19 protein-coding genes are annotated in these 20,422 nt (G+C 74.0%); 7 read left to right on the forward strand and 12 right to left on the reverse strand.

Features of this window, described 5'->3' with window-relative positions; translation table 11 throughout:
* Positions 1–82 precede the first annotated feature (82 nt).
* The 4 genes from AB0H57_RS23535 to AB0H57_RS23550 all read right to left on the reverse strand — a co-directional run bounded on the left by AB0H57_RS23535 (position 83) and on the right by AB0H57_RS23550 (position 2,880).
* Positions 83–340, reverse strand: a complete 258-nt coding sequence (locus AB0H57_RS23535; RefSeq protein WP_007455784.1) for a WhiB family transcriptional regulator — start codon at positions 338–340, stop codon at positions 83–85.
* Between the two features lie 461 nt (positions 341–801).
* Complete coding sequence (locus AB0H57_RS23540) at positions 802–1,146, reverse strand: phospholipase (RefSeq protein WP_357509814.1); 345 nt, start codon at positions 1,144–1,146, stop codon at positions 802–804.
* Positions 1,147–1,158: 12 nt separating this feature from the next.
* Entirely contained in the window at positions 1,159–2,556 is a 1,398-nt protein-coding gene (locus AB0H57_RS23545) for a DUF4331 domain-containing protein (protein WP_357509816.1), read from the reverse strand.
* Positions 2,557–2,601: 45 nt separating this feature from the next.
* Positions 2,602–2,880 (reverse strand): hypothetical protein, encoded by a 279-nt coding sequence (locus tag AB0H57_RS23550; RefSeq protein ID WP_357509818.1) that lies wholly within the window; start codon positions 2,878–2,880, stop codon positions 2,602–2,604.
* Here AB0H57_RS23550 and AB0H57_RS23555 point away from each other — a divergent pair.
* On the forward strand, positions 2,879–3,061 hold the full coding sequence (locus tag AB0H57_RS23555) for a hypothetical protein (protein WP_357509820.1): 183 nt from the start codon (positions 2,879–2,881) through the stop codon (positions 3,059–3,061). The two genes, AB0H57_RS23550 and AB0H57_RS23555, sit on opposite strands and share 2 nt — an antisense overlap.
* Here AB0H57_RS23555 and AB0H57_RS23560 read toward each other — a convergent pair.
* Positions 3,046–5,568, reverse strand: coding sequence for a bifunctional FO biosynthesis protein CofGH (locus AB0H57_RS23560; RefSeq protein ID WP_357509822.1), 2,523 nt, complete (start codon positions 5,566–5,568; stop codon positions 3,046–3,048). The genes AB0H57_RS23555 and AB0H57_RS23560 overlap by 16 nt on opposite strands.
* A 60-nt stretch (positions 5,569–5,628) precedes the next feature.
* Entirely contained in the window at positions 5,629–6,576 is a 948-nt protein-coding gene (locus AB0H57_RS23565; protein ID WP_357509824.1) for a hypothetical protein, read from the reverse strand.
* A 99-nt stretch (positions 6,577–6,675) separates the two neighbouring features.
* On the opposite strand from AB0H57_RS23565, the gene cofD reads away from it, so the two are divergent.
* Together cofD and AB0H57_RS23575 are read left to right on the forward strand one after the other, a co-directional pair.
* On the forward strand, positions 6,676–7,623 hold the full coding sequence (gene cofD / locus AB0H57_RS23570) for a 2-phospho-L-lactate transferase (protein WP_357509826.1): 948 nt from the start codon (positions 6,676–6,678) through the stop codon (positions 7,621–7,623).
* The gene (locus AB0H57_RS23575; RefSeq protein WP_357509828.1) at positions 7,620–8,708 is read left to right on the forward strand and encodes a coenzyme F420-0:L-glutamate ligase; all 1,089 of its coding nucleotides are present in this window, start codon (positions 7,620–7,622) and stop codon (positions 8,706–8,708) included. The genes cofD and AB0H57_RS23575 overlap by 4 nt, the downstream gene beginning before the upstream one ends.
* Positions 8,709–8,853: 145 nt before the next feature.
* Here AB0H57_RS23575 and AB0H57_RS23580 read toward each other — a convergent pair whose 3' ends face one another.
* Complete coding sequence (locus tag AB0H57_RS23580) at positions 8,854–9,876, reverse strand: winged helix-turn-helix domain-containing protein (protein ID WP_357509830.1); 1,023 nt, start codon at positions 9,874–9,876, stop codon at positions 8,854–8,856.
* A gap of 298 nt (positions 9,877–10,174) precedes the next feature.
* On the opposite strand from AB0H57_RS23580, the gene AB0H57_RS23585 reads away from it, so the two are divergent.
* Positions 10,175–10,867 (forward strand): NUDIX domain-containing protein, encoded by a 693-nt coding sequence (locus tag AB0H57_RS23585; RefSeq protein WP_357509832.1) that lies wholly within the window; start codon positions 10,175–10,177, stop codon positions 10,865–10,867.
* On the opposite strand, the gene AB0H57_RS23590 is transcribed toward AB0H57_RS23585, so the two are convergent.
* Complete coding sequence (locus AB0H57_RS23590) at positions 10,836–11,924, reverse strand: sugar phosphate nucleotidyltransferase (RefSeq protein WP_357509834.1); 1,089 nt, start codon at positions 11,922–11,924, stop codon at positions 10,836–10,838. The two genes, AB0H57_RS23585 and AB0H57_RS23590, sit on opposite strands and share 32 nt — an antisense overlap.
* A 57-nt stretch (positions 11,925–11,981) precedes the next feature.
* Positions 11,982–13,127, reverse strand: coding sequence for a glycosyltransferase family 1 protein (locus AB0H57_RS23595; protein ID WP_357509836.1), 1,146 nt, complete (start codon positions 13,125–13,127; stop codon positions 11,982–11,984).
* A 177-nt stretch (positions 13,128–13,304) separates the two neighbouring features.
* Here AB0H57_RS23595 and AB0H57_RS23600 point away from each other — a divergent pair, with 177 nt between their 5' ends.
* Positions 13,305–13,988 carry a TIGR03089 family protein gene (locus AB0H57_RS23600; RefSeq protein WP_357509838.1) on the forward strand — a complete coding sequence of 228 codons (684 nt, stop codon included), beginning with the start codon at positions 13,305–13,307 and terminating at the stop codon, positions 13,986–13,988.
* Between the two features lie 90 nt (positions 13,989–14,078).
* On the opposite strand, the gene AB0H57_RS23605 is transcribed toward AB0H57_RS23600, so the two are convergent.
* Positions 14,079–16,064: an acetoacetate--CoA ligase gene (locus AB0H57_RS23605; RefSeq protein WP_357509840.1), complete on the reverse strand. Its 1,986-nt coding sequence runs from the start codon at positions 16,062–16,064 to the stop codon at positions 14,079–14,081.
* Positions 16,065–16,214: 150 nt separating this feature from the next.
* A complete protein-coding gene (locus AB0H57_RS23610) occupies positions 16,215–16,733 on the reverse strand; it encodes an acyl-CoA thioesterase (protein ID WP_357509842.1) in 519 nt (172 codons plus the stop codon).
* Positions 16,734–16,756: 23 nt separating this feature from the next.
* Between AB0H57_RS23610 and AB0H57_RS23615 the strand changes: the two genes are divergently transcribed.
* Complete coding sequence (locus AB0H57_RS23615; protein WP_357509844.1) at positions 16,757–17,410, forward strand: hypothetical protein; 654 nt, start codon at positions 16,757–16,759, stop codon at positions 17,408–17,410.
* 51 nt (positions 17,411–17,461) lie between these two features.
* On the opposite strand, the gene AB0H57_RS23620 is transcribed toward AB0H57_RS23615, so the two are convergent.
* Complete coding sequence (locus tag AB0H57_RS23620; RefSeq protein WP_357509846.1) at positions 17,462–18,625, reverse strand: acyl-CoA dehydrogenase family protein; 1,164 nt, start codon at positions 18,623–18,625, stop codon at positions 17,462–17,464.
* A gap of 245 nt (positions 18,626–18,870) precedes the next feature.
* Between AB0H57_RS23620 and AB0H57_RS23625 the strand changes: the two genes are divergently transcribed.
* Positions 18,871–20,298, forward strand: a complete 1,428-nt coding sequence (locus tag AB0H57_RS23625; RefSeq protein WP_357509848.1) for a UDP-glucose/GDP-mannose dehydrogenase family protein — start codon at positions 18,871–18,873, stop codon at positions 20,296–20,298.
* Positions 20,299–20,422 lie beyond the last annotated feature (124 nt).

Consider the following 20,422-nt stretch of genomic DNA (forward strand, 5'->3'; position numbering starts at 1 on the left):
GGCGACCTCGCGCCGCGCCGACGACCGCCGCGCCTCGGGCCGAGCCGGGCGGCCCCCACCGCCCCGGCCCCGCACCCTCGCCTCAGGCGGCCCGTCGCTTGAGCTTGCGCCGCTCCCGCTCGGAGAGCCCACCCCAGATCCCGAACCGCTCGTCGTGGCCGAGAGCGTATTCGAGGCACTCCGTCTTCACCTCGCACCGCGAGCAGATCCGCTTCGCCTCGCGGGTCGAGCCGCCCTTCTCGGGAAAGAACGCCTCCGGGTCGGTCTGCGAGCAGAGCGCCCGCTCCTGCCACTCCGGCGCGTTCCCGAGCAGGTCGGCCACCTCGAGCTGGCCGTCCATAGATTGCCTCCTTGTCGCGCACCGGCGCCAACGCCGCTGCGACCCCCCACGCGAAAAGGCGTGCCTGTCCGTCCGGTCCCATTTGTTGCGATCCGTGCGAACAACCCCATTCAAATTACACGCGTGTAATGCGTGCGCCGTCAAGCCAAACTTGATAATGGAGTCGCCCTCCCGACACGTCCCGGTCGACCACCTGAGCCGCCCGGCCCCGCAACCTGCCCTATCGATTCAGACCCCGGACGAGTAACGCCCTCCCCGGCGAGTTGCCCAAGTTTTCTGCCGTGGCGCCCCCGCCGCCCACCCGGCCGCCCCACTCCGCCCCGCTCACCCCATCAAGAACTGGATCTTGATGGGGCACAGGTTAACCCGCCGGGCCCGGAACCGCCCGCCGAGCGCCCAACGCCGACAGCGCCCTGCCCACCATGTGGACAGGGCGCGACGGGGGGCGCGCGGGCGCCCGGTCAGCCGGTGCCGGCGGGCCTGCTGGTCGGCCAGGCGAACTCGGCGATTCCGCCGCCGCTCACGGTGACCGCTCCGGCCGGCGTCTCGATGTCCCACCACACGGTATAGAGGCCGGCGGGCAGGTCCGGGTAGAGTGCACTGTGGAACGAGCCGTCGGGAATGCGCCGCTCCCGTACCGCCGCGTGGGTCCGGACGCCTCGGGGCCGGTCCGCCCGGCTGATCTCGATCTCCCGGCCGAGCAGGTCCGGTCCGGTGTAGACGATCAGCGCCCCGGTGTCCCCGCCCAGGTCGAGCAGGACGGTGCCGCTCTCCGTCGGCCCGTACTCATGCTGGTGTGCCGGCATGGACCCCTCCTCTCACGAACCGGCGGCGGGCGGGTTGCCGAACCCGTCGTACGGCGTGCCGAGGAAGGGAAAGTCACCGAGGAAGGGCGCCGTCACGTCGGCGGCGCTCAGCCCCGGGGTGACCGTGGCGGCGGCCGGGTCGGGGGTGAACGCCCGGTCCACCAGCGGCACGGTGAGGCCGGCGATGGCCCGCAACGAGGTGCTCACCACGTCGTCGCCGACCCGGCGCCCGTTCGGGAAGCCGGCGAGGTCGCCGCCGAGCACACCGAACCGGTCCGGTTTGCGGGCCGGCGGGATCGCGGTGTTCAACCGCAGCATGTCCGCCTGGACGTCGCCGGTGTGGTTGGTGAAGCCGTCGACCAGCCCGGCCGGGATCCCGGTCAGCAGGATGGCCACCAGGTCCGCCCGGGGCTTCTTCGCCTTGTTCAGCGCCTCCAGCCGGGGGAAGACGCCCGGATACAGCGCCGGCAGCAGGGCGGCCAACTCCGGTCGCTCGACGAACTGCGCGAACCGCTTGTCCTCGGCCGGCGGCAGCGTGTTCCACAGGTCCTTTCTGGACATCGGCACCACGACCTCATTGAACAGTGGGTTACCGAGCCGGGACACCTGTGTGAACGGTCCGGCCGCGGTGTCCGCCGCCACCCGGTCGCCCAGCACCCGCACCTGCTGCCGGGACGCGGTGGTCCAGACGCCGATCACCGACGCCCGGTCGGCGGCGCCGTACCGGTTGGCCCGGCGGCGCACCCGGGCCAGCGGCACCTGCAGGGCGATGGTGTGCACGTTCATCCGGTCCAACGCGTTGACCGGCTCGCCCTCAACCCGGAACATCCTGCGGCCGGCCACGTGCAGCTGCTGGAACGGGCGCAGCGTACCCAGCTCGAAGACCGCGCCCAGGTCGACGAAGAACCCGTCCGCCCGCTGGCCGGCGAAGACCCGCTCCCCGGTGGAGAGTCGGTAGGTCGCCTGCCGGACCAGGTCCTGGTACTTCGGGGTGGAGAGCGGGCCGACGTTGCACGGCGGGCACGGCAGCCGGGGGGCCAGCACGCGCTCCCGGCCGTCGGCGATCCGGGTCAGCCGGTAGAACTGCCGCCGGTTCCAGTTCCGGCTGTCCAGCGACTCGATCGGCCCGGTGTTGTAGAGAAAACTGTTCGGGTTCGTTATCTCGGTGGTGAATTCGAAACGATAGGTGACATCGGGCTGACCGTCGCCGTCGTTGTCGACGTGAATCTCGTACCGCACGTCGTCGCCGAACTCGAAGAAGTTCGGACCGCCCGAGGGCAGTTGCATCGGCACGTAGTTCGCCAGCAACGTCACCGAGTCGGGGCGGCCGGGGGTGACGAAGGCGTACAGGTCGGAACTGTCGGCGACCGGATCCTTGGCGATCTCCGGCGCCTCACGGTGGGAAGACATGGCGGACCAACCTTCGGGGGTGGGTGGGTCGGGGACTACGGGCGATCAGCCACGACCGACGGCGCGGCGCAGCCGGTCGGCCAGCGCCCAGTCCTGCACCTCGACCCGGGTGGCGCCGACGAAGACGTCCATCCGCCCGGAGGCGGCGTCGCGCAGGTGCACGACGATCGGCCCGTCGGCGTCCCGCCACGCGGGGCCGTTCTGCGCCGCCGACAGGCCCGGCACGGTGAGGGCGGCGGCCCCGAGGGTGGCACTCGCCGCCGCGGTCAACGTCTGCCGGCGGGTCAGTCGCGGCCAGCGCCACTTCCGCTCTTCACTGGTCATGGGCAACCTTCCCACGGCGGCGCCGCAGCGCCCGCCCGACGACGAGGGCCGGGACGCCGCCCGGGGCGGCGCCGCCAGGCCCGGTGAGGGGGCGCCGGGGGCGGTCCTCGCCGCTACCGCCGCCGGCGACATCGGGTACGGCCGGCGCCGGGAAAAGGTTCGACCTCAGGCGCGGGCGTGACCGTACGCGGTCGTCCGCTTGCGGGCCGGCCGCCCCGCCGCCGCCGCGATCGCCGTCAACTGCTCCTCGGTACGCGCCGAACCGTTGCCCGACCCGGCCATCCGGGAGATGGTCTCCTCCATCAGCGTGCCGCCCAGGTCGTTGCAACCGCCCCGGAGCATCGCCACCGTGCCCTCGTCGCCGAGCTTCACCCACGAGCACTGGATGTTGGCGATCCGCCCGTGCAGCAGCAGCCGGGCCATCGCGTGCACCACCCGGTTCTCCCGCCAGGTCGGGCCCGGACGGGCGATGCCGGCGAGGTAGATCGGCGCGTTGGTGTGCACGAACGGCAGCGCCACGAACTCGGTGAACCCGCCCGTGCGATCCTGCACGCCGGCCAGCACCCGGAAGTGCGCCAGCCACTGGCCGGGATGGTCGACGTGGCCGTACATCATCGTGGAGCTGGACCGCAGGCCCAGCTCGTGGGCCGTGCTGACCACCTCGACCCAGGCGGCGGCCGGCAGCTTGCCCTTGGTGAGCACCCAGCGCACGTCGTCGTCGAGGATCTCCGCGGCGGTGCCCGGGATGGTGTCCAGCCCGGCCTCGCGGAGCTGGACCAGCCACTCCCGCACCGGCACCCCGGCCTTCGCCGCGGCGGTGACGATCTCCATCGGGGAGAACGCGTGCACGTGCATCCCGGGCACCCGCGCCTTGATCGCCCGGACGATGTCGGCGTACCCGGTGACCGGCATCTTCGGGTCGATGCCGCCCTGGAGGCACACCTCGGTCGCCCCCACCGCCCACGCCTGCGCCGCCCGGTCGGCCACCTGCTCCACCGAGAGCCGGTACGCGTCGGCGTCCCGCTCTCGCTGGGCGAAGGCGCAGAACCGACAGCCGACGTAGCAGACGTTACTGAAGTTGATGTTGCGGTTGACCACGTACGTCACGTCGTCGCCGACGGCGTCCCGGCGCACCTCGTCGGCGATCCGGCACAACTCGTCCAGCGCCGGCCCGTCCGCGCCGAACAGCGCCAGCGCCGTCGCCTCGTGCGCCGGGTCGAGCAGCGCGGCCGGGTCGTCGGCGGCCAGCCGCAGCCCGGCCCGCAGCCCGGCGTCGACGGCCGGGCCCACGGCGACGCCGCCGGCCGGCGCGGTGACCCGGCCGGCCACCTCGGACCAGTCGCCGTAGACGCTGTCGAAGTCGCCCCGGCGGTCCCCGCTGCGCCCGGTGGTGTCGATGGTGACGTGCAGGTCGGTCCGCCCGCCGAAGACCTCCTCCGGCTCCTGCCAGGGCCGGCCCACCGGCCGGGCCTCCTCGACCGCCAGCCCGGTCGCCGGGTCGGCCAGCGCGCCGACGTGCGGCAGCAGCCGCGGATCGAGCCACGGGTCGCCGGCCCGGACGTACTCCGGGTAGACGGTGAGCCGCTCGCGCAGGGCGAAGCCGGCCGCCGCGCTGTGCCGGGCCAGCTCCTCGATCTGCGGCCAGGGGCGTTCCGGGTTGACGTGGTCCGGGGTGAGCGGGGAGACCCCGCCCCAGTCGTCGATGCCGGCCCGCAGCAGCAGCCCGTACTCGCCGGAGATCAGGTTCGGCGGGGCCTGCAGCCGCGCCTTCGGGCCGAGCAGCAGCCGGGCCACCGCCACCGTGGCGGCCAGGTCGTGCAGCTCGGCGTCCGGCATGCCGCGCATCGCGGTGTCCGGCTTGGCGCGGAAGTTCTGCACGATCACCTCCTGGAGGTGGCCGTACTCCCGCATGGCCCGGCGGATCGCGAAGAGCGCGTCGACCCGCTCGGCCGGGGTCTCCCCGATGCCGATCAGGACGCCGGTGGTGAACGGCACCCCGACCCGGCCGGCGTCGTCCAGCACCCGCAGCCGCACCGCCGGCTCCTTGTCCGGCGAACCGAAGTGCGGGCCGCCCGGCTCCGCCCAGAGCCGCGTCGCGGTGGTCTCCAGCATCATCCCCATGCTCGGCGCGACCGGCTTGAGCCGGTGCAGCTCCGACCAGGAGAGCACCCCCGGGTTCAGGTGCGGCAGCAGGCCGGTCTCCTCCAGCACCGCCACCGCGCAGGCCCGCAGGTAGTCCAGCGTGGAGTCGTAGCCCCGCTCGTCCAGCCACGCGCGCGCCGCCGGCCAGCGCTCCTCCGGCCGGTCACCGAGGGTGAACAGCGCCTCCTTGCAGCCCAGCGCCGCGCCCTCCCGGGCGATCGCGAGGACCTCGTCCCGCTCCAGGTAGGCCGCCGGCAGCCGGTGCGGCACGGTGGCGAAGGTGCAGTAGTGGCAGCGGTCCCGGCAGAGCCGGGTCAGCGGGATGAAGACCTTCTTCGAGTACGTGACCACGCCCGGCCGCCCCGCGTCGCGCAGGCCGGCGTCGCGGACCGCCCCGGCGAGCCGGAGCAGCTCGTCCAGCTCCGGCCCCCGCGCGGCGAGCAGGGTGGTGGCCTCGTCGGCGTCGAGCGCCCGCCCGGCGGCGGCTCGGCGCAGGGCGCGCCGGACGCTCGCCTCGGTCGGGCCGGGATCGATGCGGTCAGACATCAGTCCACCCTAGGGCCGGTGCGGTCGGTGCGGGGCCGGAGGTGAGATCCGTCCCGCCCCTCAGCGGGGCGGGTTCTGCTCGTCCCGGCGGAACTGCTGGGTGCGGTCGCTGTCGCCGGCGGACGGCGTGCCCGGCTCCCCGGACTGGCGGGGGATCGCCTGGGTCGGGTCGGCCGACGGCGGCGGCCCGAACGGCGGGGCCGGGTACGGCGGCTGCGGTCCCCCGGCGACCGGGAACGGCGGCGCGGAGGCCGGCCCGGGGGCGTACGGCGGGCCCGACTGCCCCGGGTGCGGCTGACCGTACGGGTCGGCCCCCGGCTGGCCCGGGTAGGGCTGGCCGTACTGCGGGGCGGGCTGACCGGGCGGACCGTACGGCGGGGCCGGCTGCCCCGGGGCGGGCGGGCCGAAGGGGCCGGCCGGCTGGCCCGGCGTGGGCGGGCCGAACTGGCCACCTGGCTGGCCCGGGGCGGACCAGCCGCCGGGCTGCTGCGGCCGGGGCTGGCCGTAGACGCCGGGCTGCGGCTTCGGCGCCTGGTACAGGTTGCTCCAGATCCGCCACACCACGAACGCGCCGGCCGCCAGCAGGGCGAGCCAGCCGGCCCGGGTCAGCAGGCCGAGGAAGGCGTCGAGCACCTCGCCCTCGGCCAGCCGCCCGATCGTCCAGACCAGGAAGGTCAGCGCGCCGAGCACGCCGCCGGCCGCGTACTCGGCGAGGGCGACCTTGGTGATCAGCGCGGCCCGCGGCGACACCGGCGCCAGGTGGGTGGCCAGCAGCACGGCCAGCACCGGCAGCAGGACCGCCGTCAGTCCGGCGAAGTGCTCGAAGGCCATCCCGGCCCGGCTGGTGGCGTCGCCGAAGTCCGTCGGCACCAGCCAGCGCAGCAGGCCGACGAAGAGGAAGAGCGCGTTCGCGGCGAGCAGCACCAGGGCGGCCGGCTCGCGCAGCGGGGCGGTCAGGGCGCGGGCCGGGGTCGGTGCGGTCGACGCTTGCTCGTCGGGGCTGGTCACGTGCTCCCCCTCGCGGGCTGTGGCGGACGAATGCGACGTGAGCCTAGTCTCCCGGGCCGGCGGGGCACCGGCGACGTCCCGTGCGGAAGGATGGACGTCATGCGCATCGTGGTTCTGGCCGGCGGCATCGGGGGTGCCCGGTTCCTGCTCGGCGTGCGGTCGTACGCCCGGGAGGTGGGCGCCGAGGTGACCGCCGTGGTGAACGTCGGCGACGACCTGCTGCTGCACGGGTTGAAGGTCTGCCCCGACCTGGACAGCGTGCTGTACACGCTGGGCGGCGGGGCCGACCCGGAGCGGGGCTGGGGCCGGGCCGGCGAGAGCTGGACGGTCAAGGCGGAGCTGGCCGCGTACGGGGCCGAGCCGACCTGGTTCGGGCTGGGCGACAAGGATCTCGCCACCCATCTGGTGCGCACCACCATGCTCACCGCCGGCTACCCGTTGTCGCAGGTGACCGAGGCGATGGCCGCCCGGTGGCAGCCCGGCGTACGCCTCCTGCCGGCCACCGACGACCGGCTGGAGACCCACGCGGTGGTCGACCTGGACGGCGGCCGGCGGGCCATCCACTTCCAGGAGTGGTGGGTGCGGTACCGGGCGGACGTCCCCACCGACCGGTTCGTCTTCGTCGGCGCGGACGCCGCCGAGCCGGCGCCCGGGGTACGCGAGGCGATCGCGGCGGCCGACGTCGTCCTGGTCGCGCCGAGCAACCCGGTGGTCAGCATCGCCCCGGTGCTCGCCGTGCCCGGGCTGCGCGAGGCGGTGGTCGAGGGGCCGGCCCCGGTGGTCGGTGTCTCGCCGATCATCGGCGGCGCGCCGGTGCGCGGGATGGCGGACCGCTGCCTGGCCGTCCTCGGGGTGGAGTGCAGCGCGGCCGGCGTGGGCCGGCTCTACGGCGGGCGGCGCGACGGCGGGTTGCTGGACGGCTGGCTGGTCGCGCCGGAGGACGCGGGCGTCGAGGTGCCCGGGGTGACGGTCCGCGCGGTGCCGCTGCGGATGACCGACGAGGCGGCGACGGCCGCGATGGTGCGCGCCGCGTTGGAGCTGGTGTGAGGCTGGAGATCCTGCCGGTGCTGGGCATCGGCGACGTGACCGAGGGCGACGACCTGGCGGCGCTGATCGCCACCGCGGCGCCGTGGCTGCGCGACGGCGACGTGCTGGTGGTCACCAGCAAGATCGTGTCCAAGGCGGAGGGCCGGCTGGTGGACGTGCCGGCCGAGGAGGGGCCGGAGCGGACGGCGGCCCGGGACGAGGTGCTGGCCGCCGAGACGGCCCGGGTGGTGGCCACCCGGGGCGGGACCCGGATCGTCCAGACCCACCACGGCTTCGTGATGGCCTCGGCCGGCATCGACGCCTCGAACGTGGACGCCGGCCGCCTGGTGCTGCTGCCGAAGGACCCGGACGCCTCGGCCCGCGCGCTGCGCGCCGCGCTGCGCGAGCGGTACGAGGTGGACGTCGCAGTGATCATCAGCGACACGATGGGCCGGCCCTGGCGCAACGGGCTCACCGACGTGGCGCTCGGCGTGGCCGGGATGCCCGCCATCCGGGACCATCGGGGCGAGGTCGACCCGTACGGCAACGAGCTCCAGCTGACCCAGGTCGCGGTGGTCGACGAGCTGGCCGGCGCCGGTGAACTGATCAAGGGCAAGCGGGACCAGGTGCCGGTCGCGGTGGTGCGCGGCTACCCGACGGCGGCCCGCCCCGACGACGGCGCCGGGGCCGCCGCGCTGGTCCGGGAGAGCGCGCTGGACCTGTTCTCGCTGGGCACCGCCGAGGCCCGGGCGGACGGGTTGCGCTCGGCCGCGCTCCTCGCCGACGCGATCGGCCCGGGGCCGGATCCGGCCGCGGTCCGGCGGGCGATCGACGCGGTGGCCGGGCTGATCGCGCCCGGCACGGTCTTCACCCACGTGACCGACGACGAGGTACGCACCAGCACCGTCGCCACCGTGCCCGGCTGGCCGGTGCGGGCCACCGGGCTGATCCTGGGCGCCGCCCCGACCCCGGTCGACCGCCCCGACCTGGTCCGCTTCGGGGCCGACCTGCACCGCCTGCGCGCCGCCCTGGCCGCCGAGGGCGTTCCCACGACCCTCCTCCCGCCCCCCACCGGCAGCACCGCCCTAGCCACCCTGGCCCTCTAGCCCCCACCTCCAACCCACCCCACCCCACGGCCGCCGTGGCCGGCCCCCGACCCACCTTGTTGATCAAGGAGTTCGCGTCGGCCCGAGCGCGGATGCCGACCCAAACCCCTTGATCAACAAAGCGAGGGGTGCGGGTCGGGTGGGGTCACGGGTTGAGGACGGCGCGGCCGAGGGGGGTCAGGGTGTGCAGGACGGTGTTGCGATCCCGGGTGCTGACCAGCAGGCCCGCGTTGCGCAGCACGGTGGTGTGCTGGCTGGCCGCGGCCGGCGAGATGTTCAGCCGGCGGGCGACCTCGCCGGTGGTGCAGCCGGCGTCGCTGGCCGCCAGCACCGCCGCCCGGGTCCGGCCGAGCAGGGCGGCCAGCGCCTCCCGGTCCGCCGCCGGGGACGCGCCGCCGGCCGGGGCCGCGCCGGCCTCCGCGCGTGGCGCCGGAGCCAGGCCGCCCAGCCGGTCCACCGGATAGACCAGCACCGGCGGCAGCGCCGGGTCGAGCAGGGCGACCGGCGTCGGCGCGCAGAAGAACGACGGGACCAGCAGCAACCCTCGCCCGTCCAGGTGCAACTCGCGGTCGTTCGGGTAGCCGGGCACCGACAGCACGCCCGCCGCCCACCGCACCGCGGGCCGCAGGCTCTCCAGCAGCCCCTCGACACCGCCGTCCAGCAGGGCCCGGGCCCGCCGCGCCCGATCGGCGTCGACGGCGGCCTGGATCCGGGCCCAGTACGGCCCCAGCGCCACCGCCCGGTAGCGCGCCATCGAGTCGGTGAGGTGGCGCAGCACCTCCGGCTCTCCCCGGGCCAGCGCCGCGGCCGACGCGGGCAGCGGCGTCCGTCGCCCGCCCACCAGGCCCACGTCCCGGCTCAGCTGGGCGACCGGCGTGCCGCGCAGCGCCTCCAGCCCCGCCTCGAACCCGTCCCGGCTCGCGTAGGGGGTGAGGAAGTCCGGGAAGTAGCCGCGCGGCGGGTTCAGCGAGAGGAGCAGCCCCAGCGGGCGGGCGGCGGCCTCGCGGCGCAGCACGCGCGCGACGCTGTGCCGCCAGGGCGACAGCAACGGGTCGCCGGCCCCGCCGGACAGCACGTGCAGGCTGAGAACGACCTCCCAGACGGCGTCCGCGGCGGGAGCCAGCCGGGTCCGGAGGATGTCCTCGCCGGAGAAGCGGATCTTCAGCATCTGGAGCGCTCTCCCGGGCGGGCCGAGGGAGTTCCCGCCACCACCCGACTCTACCCGGCCGGCACTTGTTGCCATCTTTAAGCGTCAACTGAAAGTCCTCGACGGTCCCGGCTCCCGGGGCGCATGCTCGTCCCTGCCTCGACGACGGCCCGCGCGTTTCACGTTCGCGGCGCCGCGGGTGCTCGAGGCAGGTGGCCCGACGTCCGGGCGGCACCACGAGGGTCTGCGGCCGTCAGTCCGCAGAAGGTGCACCCGGGCGTCGCGCCCACCGGCCGCCCGGCGCTCGTAGAGTGTCGGGATGTCCGACGCCATCGCGGTTCCGCCCGCCGCGCCGCCCGCCATCGGGGTCCCGGCCGCGCCGCCCGCCGACGCGATCCCGGCCGCCGTTCCGGCCACGCCGCACCCCGACGCCAGCGCGGCCGGCGTCCACGCCGCGCTGCACGCCGACGCGACCGCGCTGCTGACCGACTGGACGCCGACCAGCCCCAGCGCGGCGCACGCCCGGGACCACACGCTGCGCCTGCTCGCCGACGGGCCGGCGGCGATGAGCCGGGCCCACCGCGTCGGTCACCTGACCGCCAGCGCGCTGGTGTTCGACGCGACCGGCGCCCGGTTGCTGTTCTGCCTGCACGGCAAGCTCCACCGCTGGGTACAGCTCGGCGGGCACTGCGAGCCGGCCGACCGGACGCTCGCCGGGGTGGCGCTGCGCGAGGCCGGCGAGGAGTCCGGCATCACCGGCCTGCGCATCGACCCCGTCCCGATCGACGTGGACGTGCACCCGGTCGCCTGCGGCGGCGGCTCGCGGCACCACGACGTACGGTTCGCCGTGCTCGCCCCGGCCGGCGCGGTCGAGCGGGTCAGCGACGAGTCAGAGGCCCTGGGCTGGTTCCCGCCGGACCGGTTGCCGGATCCGTTGGCCTCCGGGACCGCCCGCCTCGTCGCGCCGGGCCTCGCCGCGCTCAGACGTAGCCCTCTTCGCCTCGCTCCTTGAGCTGGTCGACCAGCTTCTTCACGTCCTGCGCCCGGTCCCGGGGGCAGACCAGCACGGCGTCCGGGGTGTCGACCACGATCAGGTCGTGCACCCCGACGGTGGCGACCAGCCGGCCCGACTGCGGCACCACCACCAGCCCGGTGCTGTCGTGCAGCAGCACCGCCGGCTTGGCGCCGCCGAGCACCACGTTCCCGGCCGGGTCGGCGGGCAACACGTCGCCGAGGGTGTGGAAGTCGCCGACGTCGTTCCAGCCGAAGTCGCCGGGAACGGTGGCCACCCGGCCGGCCTGCGCCGCGCCCTCCATCACCGCATAGTCGACCGAGATCTTCGGCAGCGTCGGCCACACCGTGCCCAGCACGTCGTCCTGCTCGGCGGTGCCCCACGCCGCCGCGATCGCGGTGATCCCCGCGTGCAGCGCCGGCTGCTGCCGGGCCAGCTCGGCGAGGAAGACGTCGACCCGCCAGACGAACATGCTGGCGTTCCACAGGTACCGGCCCGAACGGACGTACGCCTCGGCCACGTCGGCCGCCGGCTTCTCCTTGAACTCGGCGACCGGTCGCAGCGGCCCGTCGCCGGCCGGCTGGCCGGTCTCCAGGTATCCGTAGCCGGTCTCCGGCCGGGTGGGCGTGATGCCCACCGTCATCAGCAGCCCCTGCTCGGCGCCGTGGACCGCCTCCCGTACGGTCGCCACCCACCGGTCCGGGTCGCCGATCAGGTGGTCGGCGGCGAAGGAGCCCATCACGGCGTCCGGCTCGCGCAGCGCGATGACCGCGGCGGCCAGCGCGATCGCCGCGCAGGAGTCGCGCGGCGACGGCTCGACGAGGATGTTCTCCTCGGGCAGACCGGTCAGCTGCCGCGCCACCGCCGCGACGTGCGCGGCGCCGGTGACCACCAGGATGTGCTCCGGGGTGGTCAGCGGCGCCAACCGCTCGACCGTGGCCTGCAACAGTGAGGAACTGGTGCCGGTGAGCGGGTGCAGGAACTTGGGGTGGCCGGCACGGGACAGCGGCCACAACCTCGTGCCACTGCCACCCGCCGGGATGACGGCGTAGAGCATCAGGACATCATGCCCGACCCGTCCCCGCCCGGACGCCCGGTCGGCCCGCGCGGCCGGTCAGGACCGGGCCCGGCTCCACGCGGCGATGTGCACCTCGGCGCTGGACTCCCAGGTGAACTCCTTGGCCCGGGCGAAGCCCGCCTCGGCCAGGGCGTTGCGGCGTCCCTCGTCGTCCAGCAGCGCGGCCAGGTCGGCCGCGATCTGGTCCGGGTCCTCGCTGGTGTACGCCACCGCGTCACCGCCCACCTCGGGCAGCGAGAGCCGGGGCGTGGTGAGCACCGGCGCGGCGCAGGCCATCGCCTCCAGGATCGGCAGGCCGAAGCCTTCACCGTACGACGGGTAGGCGGCGACCAGCGCACCGCCGAGGAAGCCGGGCAGGTCGGCGTAGCGCAGGTAGCCGGGACGCAGCAGCCGCAGGTGCGGGGGCACCTCGGCCACCGCCCGGTCGATGTCGTCGTCGTGCCCCTGGCCCCCGGCGATCACCAGGGCCGGCGGGTTCTCCCGGTCGGCGACCGCCCGCGCCCAGCCCCGGATCAGGTTGGGCACGTTCTTGCGCGGCTCCTTGGCGCCGAGGAAGGCGATGTAGGTGCTCGAACCCAGGCCGAGCCGGGCCCGGACGCGGGCCTTCTCCTCCTCGCCTGGCGCGTGGAAGGCGGCCTGGTCGACGCCGTGGTACGCCACGTCGATCCGGGTCGGGTCGGCGTCGAGCAGCCGAATCAGCTCGTCCCGGGTGGCCTTGCTCGGCACGATCACCCGGTCGGCACGGCGCAGCGAGGTCTTGATCGCGCTGCGGAAGAACGTCCGTCGGGACTTGTCGTAGTGCTCCGGCTCGGTGAAGAAGGTCGCGTCGTGCACGGTCACCGTCACCGGGCAACCCGCCCGAAGCGGACAGGTGTAGAACGGTGAGTGCAGGACCTCCGCGCCCGTCTGCTGGGCGAGCAGCGGCAGGCCGGTCTGCTCCCAGGCGAGCCGGGCCGGCCGGTGGGCGACCGCCGCGGGGGCCGGGATGATCTCGGCGCCGGGCAGCATCCGGGTGTAGCGCTCCAGGTCGGTGCGCAGGCTGACCACGGCGAGGTCCAACCCCTCGCCGCACACCTTGCCGAGAGCGCCGAGCAGGCCGTCGACGTATCTACCGACGCCGCCACGGTCGGCGGGGACACTCGTGGCGTCGATGAGCACGCGGGGCGGGCGACCGGCGGTCACGGGGCGACTCCTTGCGGTGGCGGGTTTGTGGTCAGGAAGGGTGGCGGGTTTGTGGTCAGGAACACTCCGGGGGCAAGCCTACGCCGGACCCCGCTCCGGTCGCTGACTGCGACCCGACGGTACGCCGACTTGTCCTCGGCATCGAGTACGGGACTCGAGCGCGTATCGTTCGCGCCGATGGCCGACAACATTGCCCGGGTGTTCGCCGACGCGTCCGCCGCCGATCCCACCCGACCGCTGCTGACCTGGTACGACGACGCCACCGGCGAACGCACCGAGCTCTCCGGCGCGACACTCGGAAACTGGGTGGCCAAGACGGCCAACCTGCTCGTGGACGAGGCCGGCTGCGCGCCCGGCGACCCGGTTGGGGTGCTGCTGCCGCCGCACTGGCAGACCGCCGCGGTCCTGCTCGGCTGCTGGTCGGCGAAACTGACCGTGGTCGACGCCCCGGCTCCGGTGGACGTGCTGTTCACCGCCGTCGACCGGGTCGACGAGGCGGCCGAGTGGCCGGCCGGCGAGCGGTACGCCCTGGCGCTGGACCCGTTCGCCTTGCCGATGCGGCAGGTGCCGGCCGGGTGCACCGACTTCGTGTCGGCGGTACGTGGGCACGGCGACCACTTCACCCCGTACCCGGCGGGTGGCGAGGCGGACGCGGCCCTGCTGGCCCGCGCGGAGTCCCGGGCCGCGGGCATCGAGCCCGGCGACCGGCTTCTGGTCGATGTCGCGGCCTACCCGGACCCGGTCGACTGGCTGCTCGCCCCGCTGGCCGCCCGAGCCAGCATCGTCGCCTGCGGCAACCTCGACCACTCCCGCCTGCCCGCCCGCACCGAGACGGAGAAGGTCACCCGCACCCTGACCTAGCGTCGATCATGGAGTTGTGGCACCCGGAAGAAGGCGTTTAGCCCGATCCGCGAGGGGCCACAACTCCATGATCGGCAGGGCCGTGGGGGGTCAGGTCGTGGGAGTTGTGGCGGCGGTGCGGCGGTGGGCGAAGGCGGCGAAGGCCGTGAGGGATTCGGGGTTGGCCAGGGCGCCCTTGGCGGCGGCCGAGTCGACCGGGGTGCCGGTGAGGATCTTCTTGACCGGGACCTCGAGCTTCTTCGCCGACAGCGTGCGGGGCACCGACCGGACCTGGTGGATCTCGTCGGGCACGTGCCGCGGGGACAGCGCGGTACGCAGCTCCCGGCAGATCTTGCGCCGCAGCTCGTCGTCCAGCTCCAGGCCGTCGGCGAGCACCACGAAGAGCAGCAGCTCGCCGGCCCCGCCCTCGTCGTCCTCCAGGTGCACCACCACCGAGTCGACCACCTCGTCGAGCCCCTCCACCACCGAGTAGAACTCGGCGGTGCCCAGCCGCACCCCGCCCCGGTTGAGGGTGGCGTCGGACCGGCCGGTGATCACGCAGCCGCCCCGCTCGTTGATCGTGATCCAGTCACCGTGTCGCCACACCCCCGGGTAGACCTCGAAGTACGCCTCCCGGTAGCGGGCGCCCTCCGGGTCGTTCCAGAAGCCGACCGGCATGCTCGGCATCGGTTCGGTGATCACCAGCTCGCCGAGCTGGCCGATGACCGGGGTGCCGTCGGCCGAGCGGGCCTCGACCTTCGCGCCGAGCGCCCGGCACGCGATCTCACCGGCGTACACCGGCAGCAGCGGGACCCCGCCGACGAAACCCGTGCAGACGTCCGTGCCGCCGGAGAGCGACTGGAGCTGGACGCTGTCGCTGACGTTCTCGTAAACCCAGGTGAAGCCCTCGACGGGCAGCGGCGCGCCGGTCGAGCCGAGCCCGCGCAGCGCGGACAGGTCGGCGATCTCGCGCGGCACCAGGCCGGCCTTGCGGCAGGCCAGCAGGAACGGCGCCGAGGTGCCGAAGTACGTGGTGCCGGTCTCCGCCGCCAGCCGCCACAGCGCGCCCAGGTCCGGATGACCCGGGTTGCCGTCGAAGAGCACGATCGCCGCGCCCACCGCCGGCCCGGAGACCAGGAAGTTCCACATCATCCAGCCGGTGGTGGTGAACCAGAAGAACCGGTCCGCCGGGCCCAGGTCGTGGTGCAGGGCCAGCATCTTCAGGTGCTCCAGCAGGATGCCGCCGTGGCCGTGCACGATCGGCTTGGGCAGGCCGGTGGTGCCGGAGGAGTAGAGCACGTAGAGCGGGTGGTCGAACGGCACCGGGGTGAAGGTGAGCGGCTCGTCGGTCTCCGCCGCCAACTCCGCCCAGGAGATCCCGCCCTCCGCTGGCCCGCCCACCGGGTCCAGGTAGCCGATGCCGACGGTGTGGGCCAGCGACGGCAGGGCGGCCCGGATCGCGGCCACCTCACCACGCCGGTCCACCGGCTTGTCGCCGTACCGGTAGCCGTCCACGGCGACCAGCACCTTCGGCTCGGTCTGCCGCCAACGGTCGGTGACGCTACGGGTGCCGAACTCGGGCGCGCAGGAGGAGAAGATCGCGCCGAGGCTGGCGGTGGCCAGCAGCAGCACGTACGTCTCGGGGATGTTCGGCGCGTACGCGGCCACCCGGTCGCCGGCGCCGACGCCGAGCCGGCGCAGCCCGGCCGCCACCCGGCGGACCTGCTCGCGCAGCTCGGCCGCGGACAGCGTCTGCGGCGCGCGGGTCTGCCCGTGCGCGATCACCGCCGGATCGTCGTCACCCAACCCCGGCATCCGCAGCACGTTCTCGGCGTAGTTGAGGGTGGCGCCGGGGAACCACCGGGTGCCCGGCATGGCGGGATCCGCCAGGGTCGCCGTCGGCGGGGTGTGCGCCACCACCCCGAAGTGGTCCCAGATCGACCGCCAGAACCCGTCCAGGTCCGTCACCGACCAGCGCCACAGCGCGTCGTAGTCGGCGAACTCCAGCCCCCGGTGCTCGGCCAGCCAGCGCAGGTAGTCGCCGATGCGGGACCGCTCGCGCACGTCCGCCGGCGGCGTCCACAGCACGTCACCCACAGTTCCACCCTCCCCCCGGCCCGCGCACGCACTGTGAAATGGGCCGTGGCGCCATCTTGCCCTACCTCGCGACGCCATTCTCCGCAGCCGGGCCCGGGGAAGGGGCGTGCCCACCCCACACCCCCCACCCCCTCCTGGTGTGGGATCGGCTCAGGCCGCGCGGTGGGCCTGGATGGCGCGGCGCCTGGCGAGCCGGTGGGCGCGGCGGATCTCCGCCTCCCGGTAGCGGCGCTCGTCCTCCGCGGTCTCCGGCAGCACCGGCCGGACCGCCCGCGGGGAGCCGCCCACGTCCACCCCGACGAAGACCAGGTAGGCGGTGGCCACCCCGACCGGCTCGTCCTCCGCCGAGTCCCAGCGCTCGGCGACCACCCGCACCCCGACCTCCATCGAGGTCCGGCCGGTCCAGTTCACCTGCGCGTGCGCGTGCACCAGGTCGCCGACCCGGACGGGCTCGGAAAAGACGATCTCGTCGATCGACGCGGTGACCGCCGTACCGCCACTGTGCCGGGCCGCCGCGGCGCCCGCCACGTCGTCGACGAACTTCATCAACACCCCGCCGTGCACGGTGCCGTACAGATTGACGTCAACAGCGGTCATGATGCGGCTCAACGTGACGCGCGAGTAGGACGTCGGCTTGCCGGGGAGCGAGGTCGAGGGGTGCTCGGTCATGAGGAAAACGGTACGGTGCGCGGATGCGACATCTCTGGAGCTTCCTCACCGGGTTGGTGGTGGCGCCGCTCACGTGGGTGCTGATCACCCTCGGACAGGATGGGTCGAGCCACACCATCACCCGCTGGGTGGAGATCGGCACGTTCAACACGGCCAATCTCATCGAGCCGGCCGTGTACCTCGCCGTCGCCGGCCTCCTGCTCGGTCTGATCGCCAGCCTGCGGGTCTCCCCCGCCGGGCCGGTCGTCGCCGGGCTGCTGCTCATCGTTCCGTACGTCGGGATGTTCCTCGCGCCGTTCACCGTGCGCGACCGCGTCCCGGAGGGCTGGAAGGTGCTCGGCGACCCCCTGCCGCTGCTCCTGCCGGTCGAGAACGGCACCCTGTTCCTGATCGGCGTCCTGCTGCTGCTCGCCGCGTTCAGCGGGCAGCGGTGGCGGCAGTGGCCGGCGGCGACCGCCGGGGCGGAGCTGACCCCGGCGAACGACGAGCCGATCGAGAACACCTTCTCGCTGAGCGACTGGCCGCCGTCCACCGGCACGGCCGACCGGGAGACCCCGCCGCCGACCCTCGGCTACCCGGACCCGACGACCCCCACCGAGCCCCTGCCCCGCCGCACCGGCGAGTCGCCGTGGACCGCGCCCCCACGCTCCACGACCAGGTCGGACGGCACCCTCTAGATCCGGTTGCCCCGCGGGCGGGCCGGACCGACCGGCCCGCCCCCTACCGGGTCAGCCCTTGAGCAACTGACGCGCCATCACGATGCGCTGCACCTGGTTGGTGCCCTCGTAGATCTGGGTGATCTTCGCGTCCCGCATCATCCGCTCGACCGGGTAGTCCCGGGTGTAGCCGTAGCCACCGAGCAACTGCACGGCGTCGGTGGTGATCTCCATCGCGGCGTCCGAGGCGAAGCACTTCGCCGCGGCGCCGAAGTAGGTCAGGTCGGCGTCGCCGCGCTCGGACTTCCCGGCCGCCGCGTACGTCAGCTGCCGGGCCGCCTCCAGCTTCATGCCCATGTCGGCCAGCATGAACTGCACGCCCTGGAACTCGGCGACCGGCTTGCCGAACTGCTTGCGCTCCTGGATGTACCCCTTGGCGTAGTCCAGCGCGCCCTGCGCGATGCCGATCGCCTGCGCGGCGATGGTGACCCGGGTGTGGTCCAGGGTCCGCATCGCGGTGGCGAAGCCGCTGCCCTCGGCGCCGATCATCCGGTCGGCCGGGATCCGCACGTTGTCGAGGTAGACCTCGCGGGTCGGTGAGCCCTTGATGCCGAGCTTCTTCTCCGGCGCGCCGAAGCTGACCCCCGGGTCGGACTTCTCCACCACGAAAGCCGAGATCCCCCGGGACCGGGCTGTGGAATCGGTCACAGCGAAAACCGTGTAGTACTCCGACACCCCGGCATTTGTGATCCACCGTTTGACGCCGTTGAGCACCCAGTGGTCGCCGTCCCGCACCGCCCGGGTGGTCATCGAGGCGGCGTCGCTGCCCGCCTCGGGCTCCGACAGGCAGTACGAGAACATCGCGTCGCCGGACGCCACCGGGGTCAGGTACCGGCGCTTGAGCTCCGCCGAGCCGGCCAGGATCAGCGGCATCGTGCCCAGCTTGTTCACCGCCGGGATCAGCGAGGACGAGGCGCAGGCCCGGGCCACCTCCTCGATCACGATGGCCGTGGCCAGGGCGTCCGCGCCCGCGCCGCCGTACTCGACGGGAACGTGCGGGGCGTGGAAGTCGGCGGCCCGCAGGGCGTCGTACGACGCCTTGGGGAACTCACCGGTCTCGTCCGCCTCGGCGGCGTTCGGGGCAACCTTCGCCGTGCAGACCTCCCGGACCGCCTCCCGGATCGCTTCGTGCTCCTCCGGCAGTCGGTAGACGTCGAACGACTCCTCTGCGGGCATCTGGCCCCTCCCCTTCACCGCTATCATGCGCAGTCTGAAGGCGTCACCTGACCGCTGACCGCGCAGATGAAGGATAGCGACCAGCGTTCAGGCGGCCCTTACCGCCGCGTAGGCTCGTGCATGATAAGCGTCGAAGCCGACCGGCGATCATCAGAAGGACAGGAATCCCCCCTCGGCGTCCAGCCAGACGACGGGGCCGATTGCGACGCGACGAGGCGCCGCCAGCGCGAGCGGAGAAAACAGGCGTGACGATCCCGTACCCGAACAGCCAGCCGGTACCGGCCATCGCCGCGGTGAGCCCGCCTTCGGGCGCGCAACGGCCCCGGGTGACCTTCCTCGGCACCGGATACCTTGGCGCGACGTACGCCATCTGCTACGCCGAGCTCGGCTACGACGTCCTCGGTTTCGACGTCGACGCCGAGAAGATCGCCAAGCTGAACGCCGGCGAGGTGCCGATCCACGAGCCGGGCCTGGACGAGCTGCTGCGGCGCAACCTGGCCGCCGGCCGGCTGCGGTTCAGCACCGACATCAAGGAGACCGCCGACTTCGGTGACGTGCACTTCATCTGCGTCGGCACCCCCCAGCGGGCCGACGGGATGGGCGCCGACCTGTCGTACGTCGAGGCGTCCGTCACCGGGCTGGCCCAGCACCTGACCCGCAAGGCCCTGATCGTCGGTAAGTCCACCGTGCCGGTCGGCACCGCCGAGTGGGTCGAGCAGCTGGTCGGCAAGCACACCCCGGCCGACCTGGGCGTCGAGGTGGCCTGGAGCCCGGAGTTCCTCCAGGAGGGCTTCGCCGTCGACGACGTGCTGCGGCCGAACCGCATCGTCGTCGGCGTCAAGAGCGAGTGGGCCAACGGCATGCTGTACGCCGCCCACAAGGGCGTGTTCGACCTCGCCGCCACCGAGGACCGCGAGGTCCCGCTCGTGGTGACCGACTTCGCCACCGCCGAACTGGTCAAGGTCGCCGCGAACGCCTTCCTGGCCACCAAGATCTCGTTCATCAACGCGATGGCCGAGGTCTGCGAGGCCGCCGGGGGCGACGTCACCCAGCTCGCCCGGGCCATCGGCTACGACCCGCGCATCGGCAACCGGTTCCTCCAGGCCGGCCTCGGCTTCGGCGGCGCCTGCCTGCCCAAGGACATCCGCGCCTTCCAGGCCCGCGCCCAGGAGCTGGGCGCCGGCGAGGCGCTGCGCTTCCTGCACGAGGTCGACCTGATCAACCTCCGCCGGCGTACCCGGGTGGTCCAGCTCGCCGCCGACCTGCTCGGCCGCCGCGCCGGCCCGGCCGGCCCGGACTTCTCCGGCACCCGGATCGCCGTGCTGGGCGCCACCTTCAAGCCGAACACCGACGACGTACGCGACGCCCCGGCCCTCGCCGTCGCCGGCCTGCTGCACAAGGCCGGCGCCGACGTCCACGTCTTCGACCCGGAGGGCACCGGGAACGCGCGGCGGGCGATGCCGGAGCTGACCTACGAGGAGAGCATGACCGACGCGGTCACCGGCGCCGACCTGGTCTGCGTGCTGACCGAGTGGGCCGACTTCCGCAACGCCGACCCGGTCGCCCTCGGCGAACTGGTCGCCGGACGCCGGGTGGTCGACGGCCGCAACTGCCTCGACGCCACCCTCTGGGCCCAGGCCGGCTGGGAGTTCCGCGGCATGGGCCGCCCCTGACCCCGGCGAACCACCGGCGACGGCCGGCCGCGGAACTGCTCCGCGGCCGGCCGTTTCCTATTGGTCGGTGTCCGGAGAGTGCCAACGGTCGAAATCCGCGCCGGCATTGGGCATGCTTCGACAG

It is taken from the genome of Micromonospora sp. NPDC050686 (assembly GCF_040654475.1).
Classification (GTDB): Bacteria; Actinomycetota; Actinomycetes; order Mycobacteriales; family Micromonosporaceae; genus Micromonospora.